10 protein-coding genes are annotated in these 11,613 nt (G+C 72.2%); 9 read left to right on the top strand and 1 reads right to left on the bottom strand.

The genetic code is table 11. The features are described 5' to 3' along the window. Positions 1-123: 123 nt before the first annotated feature. Complete coding sequence (locus tag VIM26_RS01930; RefSeq protein ID WP_331948630.1) at positions 124-618, bottom strand: Gmad2 immunoglobulin-like domain-containing protein; 495 nt, start codon at positions 616-618, stop codon at positions 124-126. 106 nt (positions 619-724) lie between these two features. On the opposite strand from VIM26_RS01930, the gene VIM26_RS01925 reads away from it, so the two are divergent. From VIM26_RS01925 to leuA, 9 genes are all read left to right on the top strand, one after another. Next, positions 725-1,072 carry an HIT domain-containing protein gene (locus VIM26_RS01925; protein ID WP_331948629.1) on the top strand — a complete coding sequence of 116 codons (348 nt, stop codon included), beginning with the start codon at positions 725-727 and terminating at the stop codon, positions 1,070-1,072. A gap of 112 nt (positions 1,073-1,184) precedes the next feature. Continuing rightward, positions 1,185-2,279, top strand: coding sequence for a PhoH family protein (locus VIM26_RS01920; RefSeq protein ID WP_331948628.1), 1,095 nt, complete (start codon positions 1,185-1,187; stop codon positions 2,277-2,279). After that, positions 2,276-2,728, top strand: coding sequence for an rRNA maturation RNase YbeY (gene ybeY / locus VIM26_RS01915; RefSeq protein WP_331948627.1), 453 nt, complete (start codon positions 2,276-2,278; stop codon positions 2,726-2,728). Before VIM26_RS01920 ends, ybeY begins: the two co-directional genes overlap by 4 nt. After that, positions 2,725-4,017: a hemolysin family protein gene (locus VIM26_RS01910; RefSeq protein ID WP_331948626.1), complete on the top strand. Its 1,293-nt coding sequence runs from the start codon at positions 2,725-2,727 to the stop codon at positions 4,015-4,017. The genes ybeY and VIM26_RS01910 overlap by 4 nt, the downstream gene beginning before the upstream one ends. Then, positions 4,014-4,904: a GTPase Era gene (era, locus tag VIM26_RS01905; RefSeq protein WP_331948625.1), complete on the top strand. Its 891-nt coding sequence runs from the start codon at positions 4,014-4,016 to the stop codon at positions 4,902-4,904. Before VIM26_RS01910 ends, era begins: the two co-directional genes overlap by 4 nt. 69 nt (positions 4,905-4,973) lie before the next feature. Then, a complete protein-coding gene (locus tag VIM26_RS01900) occupies positions 4,974-6,467 on the top strand; it encodes an alpha/beta hydrolase (RefSeq protein ID WP_331948624.1) in 1,494 nt (497 codons plus the stop codon). A 65-nt stretch (positions 6,468-6,532) separates the two neighbouring features. Then, the gene (locus tag VIM26_RS01895) at positions 6,533-8,059 is read left to right on the top strand and encodes a PQQ-binding-like beta-propeller repeat protein (protein ID WP_331948623.1); all 1,527 of its coding nucleotides are present in this window, start codon (positions 6,533-6,535) and stop codon (positions 8,057-8,059) included. 59 nt (positions 8,060-8,118) lie between these two features. Then, positions 8,119-9,678 (top strand): PQQ-binding-like beta-propeller repeat protein, encoded by a 1,560-nt coding sequence (locus VIM26_RS01890; RefSeq protein WP_331948622.1) that lies wholly within the window; start codon positions 8,119-8,121, stop codon positions 9,676-9,678. A gap of 135 nt (positions 9,679-9,813) precedes the next feature. Then, entirely contained in the window at positions 9,814-11,571 is a 1,758-nt protein-coding gene (leuA, locus tag VIM26_RS01885; protein ID WP_331948621.1) for a 2-isopropylmalate synthase, read from the top strand. Positions 11,572-11,613 lie beyond the last annotated feature (42 nt).

Below are 11,613 nucleotides of genomic sequence, written 5' to 3'. Positions count from 1 at the left end.
AACGCGTACCGAGCGGCCGGTGACGTCTCGCACCCGTAACGTCCGAGCGTTGACCTCCTATAGGACGTCAACGCTCGGACGTTACGGGGAAAAGGGGAGTAACCGACGGGCGGAGGGCGGGGGTCAGGTCACGGTGAACGTCGAGGTGGCCAGGTTCGTGCGGTTGCCGGTGTCGGGGCCCTCGGTGCCCTCCCCCTCTGCCGGCTCCCAGACCTCGAGCGTGTACCGCCCCGGGGCGAGCTGGACGTAGAAGGAGAACGGGCCGATCGTGCCGTTCGCGCCCGCGGTCGTGAAGCTCTTCTTGACGACGCTCGTCGTCCCCGCGCGCAGGACCCGCCATTTCAGCGTCCCCTCGAACGCCGTGCCCGTGCCCTTCACGGTGACCCGCGGCCCGGCGACGGTGGACCCGTCGGCGGGCTTGGTGATCGTCGTCGTGACGGCCCGGGCCGGAGCCGGGGCCGTCTTGGTCGGTGCGGAGGACGACGGCGACGCCGCCGCCGAGGATGCCGGGGCGGCCGGGTGGTCGGAAGCCGTGCACCCCGCGAGCGCCAGCGCGGCGCCGAGCGCGAGGGCCGTGATCGCCGCGGAGCGCGGCCGGGTCAGGATCGGGTGCGTCATGTGGTCGGGCTCGTCATGGTCAATGGCCTCCGCAGCAGGTGAACCGCCAGTCAATCGGTACCGACCACCCGCGGGCAACACCCCACGCCGGGATAGCCTGACCTGCATGCCGACCGCCACGCAGTGCCTGTTCTGCCGGATCGTCGCCGGGGAGGTGCCCGCCGACCGTGTCGCCGAGAACGCCGACGCGGTCGCCTTCCGGGACCTCAACCCGCGAGCCCCGCTGCACGTGCTCGTCGTGCCCCGCGAGCACCACGCCGACGTCGCCCAGCTCGCGGCGGCCGACCCGCGCCTGCTGGCCGCCGTCGTCGAGCTCGCGGACCAGGTCGCCGGCACCGAGGCCGACGGGCAGTTCCGGCTCGTGTTCAACACCGGCCCGGAGGCCGGGCAGTCCGTGTTCCACGTGCACGCCCACGTGCTCGGCGGCGCGCGGCTCGGGTGGAACCCCGCCTGAGCGCCGAAAACCGCCGGCGGGCTGCCGCGCGGCGGGCCTCGGTAGGATGGGGGACGAGCGGCGCGCACCAGCGCGCCCGGATCGAGGAGAGCTCAGGCCCGTCGGCCGTCCCATGGCAGAGTCAACACCCGCGCGGCGCACCCCGGGAGCACGTTCGGCGCGCGTCGAGCACCGGATCACCATCCCGTCCACGATCCCGATGGTCGCCCTGCTGGGACTCGGCGACGAGGTCCTGCGGGCCATCGAGGACGGCTTCGCGGCGGTCGACGTGCACGTGCGCGGCAACGAGATCGCCCTGGCCGGCCCGGCCGGTGACGTCGCGCTGCTGGCCCGCCTGATCGACGAGCTCACCGAGGTCGCCGACGCCGGGACCCCGCTCACCGCCGACGTCGTCCGCCGCTCGGTCGCGATGCTCACGGCACCCGCCCAGGCGCGTCCCGCCGACGTGCTGACACTCAACATCCTGTCCAGCCGCGGCCGCACCATCCGCCCCAAGACCTCCGGGCAGAAGGAGTACGTCGACGCGATCGACCGGAACACGGTGACGTTCGGCATCGGCCCCGCGGGCACCGGCAAGACGTACCTCGCGATGGCCAAGGCCGTGCAGGCGCTGCAGGCCCGCCAGGTGAGCCGCATCGTGCTGACCCGGCCCGCGGTCGAGGCGGGGGAGAAGCTCGGGTTCCTGCCCGGCGGCGTGAGCGAGAAGATCGACCCGTACCTGCGCCCGCTCTACGACGCGCTGCACGACATGGTCGACCCGGACTCGATCCCGCGGCTCATGGAGGCCGGCACGATCGAGGTCGCGCCGCTCGCCTACATGCGCGGGCGCACCCTGAACGACGCGTTCATCATCCTCGACGAGGCCCAGAACACCTCGGTCGAGCAGATGAAGATGTTCCTCACCCGCCTCGGGTTCGGCTCGAAGATCGTGGTGACCGGCGACGTGACCCAGGTCGACCTGCCGCATGGGACGGCGTCGGGCCTGCGGGTGGTCGAGGAGATCCTGTCCGACGTCGACGACGTCGCGTTCTGCCGGCTGAGCTCGGGCGACGTCGTGCGGCACCGCCTGGTGAGCGACATCATCGACGCCTACGCCCGCTGGGACGTCCGGCCCGACGGCTCGGCCCGGGCCGGCGACCACGACGGCCACGGCCGTGACGGTGTCGTCCGCGCGGCCCGCCAGCCCGACCCGAGGGATGCCCGATGAGCGTCGAGGTCAACAACGAGTCCGGCTACGTGACCGACGAGGCGGAGTTCGCCGCGCTCGGGCGCTACGTGCTCGACGCGATGCACGTGCATCCCCAGACCGACCTGTCGATCCTGCTGGTCGGCACCGAGGTGATGACCGAGCTGCACGTGCAGTGGATGGACGAGCCCGGGCCCACCGACGTGCTGTCCTTCCCCATGGACGAGCTGCGCCCGGGGATGGACGGCGAGGTGACCCCCGCCGGTCTGCTCGGCGACGTCGTGCTCTGCCCCGAGGTCGCCGGCCAGCAGGCGCGCGCCGCGGGTCACTCCACCATGGAGGAGCTGCTGCTGCTCACCACGCACGGGATCCTGCACCTGCTCGGGTACGACCACATGGAGCCCGAGGACGAGAAGGAGATGTTCGCCCTCCAGCGCCAGCTCCTGCTCACGTTCCTCGCCGGCCGATGAACGCAGGCCCGGTCGGGCTGCTCGCCCTGGTCGCCGCGCTCGGGATCGTGCTCGCGGCACTGCTCAGCGCGGGCGAGGCCGCCGTGCTGCGGGTCACCCGGTCCGCGGTGAGCGAGGTGGTCACCGACGGCCACCCGCTCGCCGAGCGGATCCGGCGCCTCGTGGCGACGCCCGCGCGGACCGCCGCCTCGGCCGCGTTCGTGCGCCTCGTCGCGGAGATGACCGCCACGACCTGCATCACCCTCGCGGTGGGCTCGGGGTCGCTGGCGTGGTGGCAGGTGCTGCTGCTCTCCGTGCTGATCTCGGGGCTGCTCGCGCTGGTCCTGGTCCGGATCAGCCCGCGCATGCTCGGCCGCAACCACCCGATGCGGGTGCTGCTGGTGCTCTCCGGGCTGCTCGCCGTCGTGGTCCGGCTACCCATCGGGAGGCTCTCGCCCCCGGCCCGCCGCACCGGCGAGGTCGACGAGGACGAGCTGCGGGACATGGTCGACCGGGTGAGCGAGTCGGAGGGCATCGAGGACGACGAGCGGGAGATGTTCCGTTCGGTCTTCGAGCTGGGCGACACGCTCACGCGCGAGGTCATGGTGCCGCGCACCGAGATGATCACGACGTCGGCCACCACCTCGCTGCGCAAGGTGCTCGCGCTGTTCGTGCAGTCCGGCTACTCGCGGGTGCCCGTCATCGGGGAGTCCGTGGACGACCTGCGCGGCGTGGTCTACCTGAAGGACGTCGTGCGGCGCCTGCAGGACTCGCCGGGCAGCGCCAAGGACAAGGTGGGCACGATGCTGCGCCGGGCGGTGTTCGTCCCGGAGACCAAGCCCGTGGACGCGCTGCTGCGCGAGATGCAGGCCGGCGCCTCGCACATCGCGATCGTCGTGGACGAGTACGGCGGCATCGCGGGGCTCGTGACGATCGAGGACGCCCTCGAGGAGATCGTCGGCGAGCTCACCGACGAGCACGACCACTCCGGACCCGAGGTCGAGGACCTCGGAGACGGCCGGTTCCGGGTGCCGGCGCGCCTGCCGGTCGACGAGCTCGGTGAGCTGTTCGACCTCGACCTGGACGACGACGACGTCGACACCGCCGGCGGCCTGCTCGCCAAGGCGATCGGCAAGGTCCCGCTGCCCGGCTCGGTCGGCGACATCCACGGCCTGCACCTCCTCGGCGACCGGGTCGAGGGCCGCCGCAAGCAGCTCGCGACCCTCGTCGTCGCCCTGACCACCCCTGACCTGTCGGCACCCCACACCGACCGCCACGACCGACCCGATCTGCATGGAGCTTCGCGATGACTGACTTCCGTTCTGGTTTTGCCTGCCTGGTCGGGCGGCCCAACGCGGGCAAGTCGACCCTCACGAACGCCCTCGTCGGGCAGAAGGTGGCGATCACCTCCGAGCGTCCCCAGACGACGCGGCACACGATCCGCGGCATCATCCACCGGCCCGACGCCCAGCTCGTGCTGGTCGACACCCCCGGGCTGCACCGGCCGCGCACGCTGCTCGGTGAGCGGCTCAACGCGCTGGTCCGGGACACCCTGACCGAGGTCGACGTGGTGATCTTCTGCCTGCCCGCGGACCAGAAGATCGGCCCCGGCGACCGGTACATCGCCGCCCAGCTCGCCGAGGTCACCTCGCCGGTCATCGCGGTCGCGACCAAGGCCGACGTCGTCGGGCGCGCGCGCCTCACCGAGCACCTGCTCTCGATCGAGAAGCTCGGCGAGTGGGCCGACATCGTGCCCGTCTCCGCGGTGGACGGCTACCAGGTGGACGTCCTCACCGAGGTGATCATCGGCCACCTGCTGCCCGGGCCGGCGCTCTACCCGGAGGGCGAGCTGACCGACGAGCCCGAGGTCGTGATGGTCGCGGAGCTGGTGCGAGAGGCCGCGCTCGAGGGCGTGCGCGACGAGCTGCCGCACTCGCTCGCCGTCGTCGTCGACGAGATCGTGCCGCGCGAGGGGCCGACCCCGATGCTCGACGTGCGGGTGAATCTTTTCGTGGAGCGCGACAGCCAGAAGGCCATCATCATCGGCAAGGGCGGTGCCCGGCTGCGCGACGTCGGCAGCGAGGCCCGGCGCGGTATCGAGGCGCTGCTCGGCACGCGCGTCTTCCTCGACCTGCATGTGAAGGTCGCCAAGGACTGGCAGCGCGACCCGAAGCAGCTGGGGAAGATGGGCTTCTAGGGGCGCAACCGATGCGCCGGGGGACCCGATCGCCCGGCGCCGGGGGGGTGCGAGAACTAGGCTCGGCCCGTGCGCTTTCGGACCGCAGCGTCGACCGCCGTCGGCATCATCGCCCTGGCGGTGGCGGGCGCGAGCATGGGACCCCAGTGGGACCCGTCCCCGCTGCGGGATCCCCTGGCGGTCGAGTCCGGTTCGACGGGAATCGGCACCGAGCTGCACACCACGCCGGTCGGCACCTATGACGTGACGACGCGGGTCGTGCGGGTCCAGCTCGACGGCGCGGCGGTGGACGCCCAGATCAGCGAGCCCGTGAGCGCGCCGGGCGACCGGCCCGGGGTCGTGTTCATCCACGGTGCGGGCACCGGGAAGTTCAGCTCGGCGTTCCGGGTCCAGGCCCATGACCTGGCGAGCGCCGGGATCGTCACGATGGTCCCGAACAAGCGGCTCGACACCTACTCCACCCGCCACCGCAACTACGTGAAGATGGCCCTCGACTACGGCCGTTCGGTCGACGTGCTGCGGGGGACGCCCGGTGTGGACCCGGCCCGGGTCGGGCTCTACGCGGAGAGCGAGGGTGACTGGATCGCCCCGGTGCTGACGGGCACGGACCCCAACCTCGCCTTCGCCGCCCTCATCTCGGCGCCGGTGGTGCCCCCGCGCGAGCAGGCCGCCTTCGCGGCCGACTCCTACCTGCGGAACACCGGCGTGCCGCAGGGGGTCTTCCGTGCGATCCCGCGGGCGGTCGGCATGGCCTTCCCCGGTGGCGCGTTCTCGTACGTCGACTTCGACGTCTCCCCGTTCCAGCGGCGCACCACCCAGCCCGTGTTCGTGGCGTACGGCACGGGCGACTCCGCGATGCCCACCGTGCAGGGCGCCGAGCAGATCATCACCGACCTCGCCGTGGCCGGGAACGACAAGTACACGGTGCGCTACTACGCCGGCGCCGACCACGGCATCCGGGTCGACGGACGGGTCTCGGCGGTCTTCGTCGCGGATCTGGCGCGGTGGATCCTGGGCCTGCCGGTCACCGCGACGGCCGAGCCGAGGATCTCCGGCGACAAGCCGCACCAGACGTATCTCGCAGCGCCCGTGCCGACGCCGCGGTGGTTCCGGAACGGGAACACCGTGCTGTCCACGGTGCTCGGCGCGATCGGCGCGCTCCTGCTCGGAGCCGCCACCTGGCTGGTCGCGCGCCGCTGGCGCCGGCGCGGCACCGGGCTCGCCCGCGGCCTGAGCCCGCCGCTGTTCGCGACGGCGATCGGCGCGGTGCTCACCGTCGCCGGCCTGGTCTGGTACCTCGTGGCGATCACCAGGCTTGCCCTGGACTACGACCAGAACGCGTGGGTGGTCCAGGGTGGCTGGATCGGGGTGCGGCTGCTCGGGCTCGCGACGGTCGTCGCGGCCGCTGTGCTCGTCAACCGGGCCGATGACCTGCGCGGGGACCGGGAACGTCCGGTGGTGCGGGGCGCGCCCGCGGTGGCGATCCTCACTCTGGTCGGTGCGGGTTCGCTGGTGCTCCTCGTGATGCTCGCGTACTGGGGCGTCTTCCAGCTCGGGATCTGAGGGAACCGGCAATTTCGCGACCGCGCATGGGCGACGACGGCGTCATCGGCGGGTAGTTTCGGGGTATGGCGCGGGACCAGATGCGCGAGGTCGTGCTGGTCGAGGTTGTCGATCCCGACCCCGACGAGCTCGCGCGCGGGCAGGGCCCGGATGAACCTGTTACCCACGACGCAGCCGCGCCTCGCGCGTCGTTCCCCGAGCCGATCCGCAGGCGGGCGCTGCGCGGGCCGCGCCGATGGTGGGCCGTCGCCGCGGGTCTCACCCTCCTCCTCACGGGCGGTGTGCTGTCCAGCCTGCACACGCAGGAACGGGCCGCCCGCCTCGCGGCACAGCCCGATGTGCTGGCATCGGTCACACCGCACCTGAACGCGCTGTGGGAGGAACCGCTGCGCGGGTGGGGGCAGGTCGCCTCGATCGGGCGCGACATCGTGCTCTTCGGGTACGAGCCCGAGCGACGGTCCGCCGCCGTCGTCGTGCTCGACGCCATCACTGGGAAGCGGCGCTGGGCGTCGCCGCTGCCGGAGGTCGACTGGACCGGCAACGTCGACTGCGTCGCGCTCGGCAGTACCTCGGTCGAGCGCGCGCCGAACGTTGCCTGCGTCCTGGTGGCCTCCACGAGGTCCGACGCCCAGGACGGGAAATTCGCAGCGGTCGCGCCCGCCATGCTGGTCATCCTCGACGGGGCGACAGGTGCTCGGACGGTCGAGCGCGCGCTGGAGACCGACAAGGTCAGCGTGGCGGCGCTCGGGAACGACGTGGTGCTGGCCCAGGTGCTCCGGGACGGTCACGTCTCGGTCAGTCGCCTGGACGCGCGGACCGGGCGCGCCCGGTGGGCCTTCCGCAGCCCGGCGCCGCTGCCGATGTCGCGCACCGGCGAGCCGTGGGTCTCGGTCGAGATCCAGCACGGGGTCATCGTGGTGAGCGCGCCGGTGTCGTGGGCGATGACGCAGGCCGGGAGGTTGTTGGGCGAGTGGCACCTGGTCGGCGGCGACCGGGCCGCGGCCGGCGGGTGGGCGCTGGAGGTCAGCGTCCTGCCGAACGCGCGATTCGCGGTCGGGCAGTCAGGCGGGTCCTGGTCGAGCCAGGCGAGCTACGGGACCGTCTCGCAGACCGATCGGCGAGACGGGTTCGAGATCCCCGGGCCGGTGCTGGTGCCACTCATCGACGACTCCTCGGCGGCGGACGTGCTCTTCGTGCGGCCGGTGAACCACAGCGGGATCGTCGCGCTGGACGCCGCCACGGGGGAGCTGCGCTGGCGCTCGGACTGGACGCCGGGCTCACGCGTGCTGGTGCTCGACGGTCGCGTCATCGGGCTCGAGCGGCACACGCTGATGGCGATCGACGCTCATTCCGGGGGCGTGCTGTGGAAGCGGGACGTACCGGTCGGCAATCCGCAGCAGGTACTCACCGATGGACGTCTGTTGCTCGTCCCGATGTTCGACACCGTGCGCGGCCCGATGGTGGCCGCCTTCAACGCGGCCGAAGGGCGTCAAGAGTGGGCCAGGGCGCTGCCGCAGCGCGTGACCTACCTCAATGTCCTGCAGCGAAGGCTGCTGGGCATGAGCGACCGGCAGCTGGTCGGCCTCGGGTAGCGGCGCCGGCCGCACGGGCTGCGACGGCGGTTTCGGGCGGCCGCGCGTAGCGTCGAGGGATGGCGCGGGACCAGATGCGCGAGGTCGTGCTGGTCGAGGTCGTCGAGCCCGGCCCCGACGACGTCCTGCGCGCCCGTGGTGAACCGGGCGACCCCGACAGGGACACGTCGACTGTGGAAAGCCCGCGGGTCGACACCCCGATCCGCGAGCGGGCCCTGCGCGGGTTGCGCCACCTGCGCCACCTGCGCCACCTGCGCCGCTGGTGGCCGGTCGCCGCCGGGCTGCCGCTGGTCCTGGTGGTCGGTGGCGCCATCTCCGGGATCCGCGCCGACGACCGGGCCGCCCGTCTTGCCACCATCTCCGAGGTGCTCGCGCCCATCGACGCCTCGCTGCGCGAGCTGTGGCACGAGCCGTTGCGCGGGTGGGGTCAGGTGGACTCGATCGGGCGCGACGTCGTGCTGTTCGGCTACGACGACCAGCGCTCGGCCGCCGTCGTCTCGCTGGACGGCACCACCGGCGAGCGGCGCTGGCAGGCGCCGCTGCCGGAGGTCGCGGGAACCGGCGATGTGCGCTGCGTCGCCCTCGGCATGCCGGGGGACGACCGGGTGGCAGACGTCGCCTGCCTGCTGGCGGGTGCCTCGCGGCTCGACGCCCAGGACGGCAACTACTCACCCGTCGGGTCGGCCCGGCTGGTCGTCCTCGACGGCAAGACGGGCAAGCGGGTGGCCCAGCGCACGATGGCGAGCACGAGCGTGACCATGGCGGCGCTCGGGAGGGATCTGGTCGTCGCCGAGATCCTCCGCAACAACCATGCGCTGGTGACGCGCGAGGACCCGGTGTCCGGGCGCCCCCGGTGGACGTTCCGCAGCACCGACCCGCTGCCGGAGTCGGGCGGCTCGCCGCCGTGGCTGTTCACCTCGATCCAGCACGGGGTCATCCTGCTGGGTGGACCGGTGACCTTGGCGCTCGGACCGGACGGCACGGTCCTGGGTGAGTGGCACCTGCTCGGCGGCGACCGGGCCGCCATCGGCGGCTGGGGGCCCGAGGTCACGGTGCTGCCCGACGGGCGATTCGCCGTCGGGCAGTCGGGCGGGGTCTGGTCGAGCGAGGCGCACTACGGCACCGTCTCGACGGGCGACCGGCGCGACGGCTACTCGATCTCCGGCCCGCTCGTGGTGCCCATGGTCGACGACGGGTCCGCGCCGGACGTGATCTTCGTGCGGCCGGTGGACGAGAACGGGCTGGTCGCGGTGGACTCCGCCACCGGCAAGCAGCTGTGGGCGTCCCGCTGGGCGCCCGGTGGACGGTCGCTGCTGCTCGACGGGCGCCTGATCGCCATCGCGCACCAGAAGATGACGGCCGTGGACGCCCATTCCGGGCACCTGCTGTGGAGCGTGGACATGCCGCTCGGCGACCACGCGCAACAGGTGCTCACCGACGGGCGCACCCTGCTCGTCCCGACGTTCGATCCCGAGCGGGGGGCGGTCATGACGACCTTCGACCCGTCCGACGGTCGCGAACGGTGGAGCGCGACGCTGCCGAGTGGAGTGGATTTCCTCGACGTGGTCGACGGTCGGCTGCTCGCGATGACGGATCAGGAGCTCGTGGCCCTCGGGTGACGTGTACAGTGCCGAATATGCATTCGTTCGCGCAGCGACTCCTCCTTCGTCGCCGCGACGGGGTCTGACCGGCCGGTCCCTCGTCGCGGTGGTCGTCGTGCCCCGGCCGACCCGTCGAAGCGAAAGAAGCCCCCGATGAAACACGATTCCCAGGTGCGCGCGGCACAGCAGCCGACCACCATGCCGACCCACAAGTACCGCGCCTTCTCCGGGCTGGACGGTTACGACCTGTCCGCGCGGACGTGGCCCTCCCGCACGATCACCCAGGCGCCTCGCTGGCTGTCCACGGACCTGCGTGACGGCAACCAGGCGCTCATCGAGCCGATGGACCCGCGGCGCAAGCGGCGGATGTTCGACCTCCTCGTGCGGATGGGCTACAAGGAGATCGAGGTCGGGTTCCCGGCCGCGAGCCAGACCGACTTCGCGTTTGTGCGCTCGATCATCGAGGACGGCGCGATCCCGGACGACGTGACGATCTCCGTGCTGACCCAGGCCCGGACGGACCTCATCGAGCGGACGGTCGCCTCCCTCGTCGGTACCCCGCGCGGGACGGTGCACATGTACAACGCGACCGCGCCGGTGTTCCGGGAGATCGTGTTCCGCAACAACCGCGAGGGGACCAAGGAGCTCGCGGTCGCCGGCACCCAGGCCGTTGTCGACCTCGCCGAGAAGCTGCTCGACGAGGACACGGTGTTCGGGTTCGAGTACTCCCCGGAGATCTTCACCGACACCGAGCTGGAGTTCGCGCTCGAGGTGTGCGAGGCGGTGATGGACGTCTACCAGCCCCAGGAGGGGCGCGAGATCATCCTCAACCTGCCGGCCACGGTCGAGCGCGCGACGCCCACCACGTACGCCGACCAGATCGAGTGGATGAGCAACAACCTCACCCGGCGTGAGCACATCGCCATCTCCGTGCACCCGCACAACGACCGCGGCACGGCCGTCGCGGCCGCCGAGCTGGCCCTCATGGCCGGCGCCGACCGGGTCGAGGGGTGCCTGTTCGGGCAGGGCGAGCGGACCGGCAACGTCGACCTCGTCACGCTCGGGCTGAACCTGTTCAGCCAGGGGATCGACCCGCAGGTCGACTTCTCCGACATCGACGAGATCCGCCGCACGGTCGAGTACTGCACCCAGATGGACGTGCACCCGAGGCACCCGTACGGCGGGGACCTCGTCTACACGTCGTTCTCGGGCTCGCACCAGGACGCGCTGAAGAAGGCGTTCGAGGCCCGCGAGGTGCAGGCCGCGGCCGCCGGGGTCAGCACCGACGACCTCATCTGGGCACTGCCCTACCTGCCGATCGACCCCAAGGACGTCGGCCGGAGCTACGAGGCCGTGATCCGGGTCAACTCGCAGTCCGGCAAGGGCGGCATCTCCTACCTCATGAAGCACGAACGGCACCTGGACCTGCCGCGCCGGCTCCAGATCGAGTTCTCCCGCGCGGTCCAGGCGTTCACCGACACCGCAGGCGGCGAGGTCACCGCGGACGACCTGTGGCGGATCTTCTCCGACGAGTACCTGCCGGTCGACGCCGACAGCGAGCTCGAGCCGTGGGGCCGGTTCGCACTGCGCGGGACCCGGGCCGTCAGCGGCGGCGACGCGCCCGACGCGCTGAGCGTCGACCTGGTCGACAACGGCACCGAGATCACGCTCCAGGGATCCGGGAACGGGCCGATCGCGGCCTTCATCGACGCGCTCTCGGGGGTCGGCGTCGAGGTCGCGGTCCTGGACTACGCCGAGCACGCGCTCGCTCAGGGCGAGGACGCGCGAGCGGCCTCCTACGTCGAGTGCTCGGTCGGCGAGCATGTCCTGTGGGGCGTGGGCATCGACCCGTCGATCACCACCGCGTCCCTCAAGGCGATCATCTCCGCAGTGAACCGCGCCCAGCGCTGACCCCCGCCACCCGGCGGCCCGCCACCCGGCGGCCCGCCGGCG

Origin of the sequence: Pengzhenrongella sp. (assembly GCF_036565025.1) — a bacterium.
In the GTDB taxonomy this organism is placed as follows: domain Bacteria; phylum Actinomycetota; class Actinomycetes; order Actinomycetales; family Cellulomonadaceae; genus Pengzhenrongella.
Note: the sequence above shows the minus strand (reverse complement) of the source record. Positions and strands in the feature narration are given on the sequence as shown.

Bases quoted from the DNA above. Each gene is read 5' to 3' on its own strand.
- VIM26_RS01930 (WP_331948630.1), bottom strand. From the start codon at position 618: ATGACGCACCCGATCCTGACCCGGCCGCGCTCCGCGGCGATCACGGCC.
- VIM26_RS01925 (WP_331948629.1), top strand. From the start codon at position 725: ATGCCGACCGCCACGCAGTGCCTGTTCTGCCGGATCGTCGCCGGGGAG.
- VIM26_RS01920 (WP_331948628.1), top strand. From the start codon at position 1,185: ATGGCAGAGTCAACACCCGCGCGGCGCACCCCGGGAGCACGTTCGGCG.
- ybeY (WP_331948627.1), top strand. From the start codon at position 2,276: ATGAGCGTCGAGGTCAACAACGAGTCCGGCTACGTGACCGACGAGGCG.
- VIM26_RS01910 (WP_331948626.1), top strand. From the start codon at position 2,725: ATGAACGCAGGCCCGGTCGGGCTGCTCGCCCTGGTCGCCGCGCTCGGG.
- era (WP_331948625.1), top strand. From the start codon at position 4,014: ATGACTGACTTCCGTTCTGGTTTTGCCTGCCTGGTCGGGCGGCCCAAC.
- VIM26_RS01895 (WP_331948623.1), top strand. From the start codon at position 6,533: ATGGCGCGGGACCAGATGCGCGAGGTCGTGCTGGTCGAGGTTGTCGAT.
- VIM26_RS01890 (WP_331948622.1), top strand. From the start codon at position 8,119: ATGGCGCGGGACCAGATGCGCGAGGTCGTGCTGGTCGAGGTCGTCGAG.
- leuA (WP_331948621.1), top strand. From the start codon at position 9,814: ATGAAACACGATTCCCAGGTGCGCGCGGCACAGCAGCCGACCACCATG.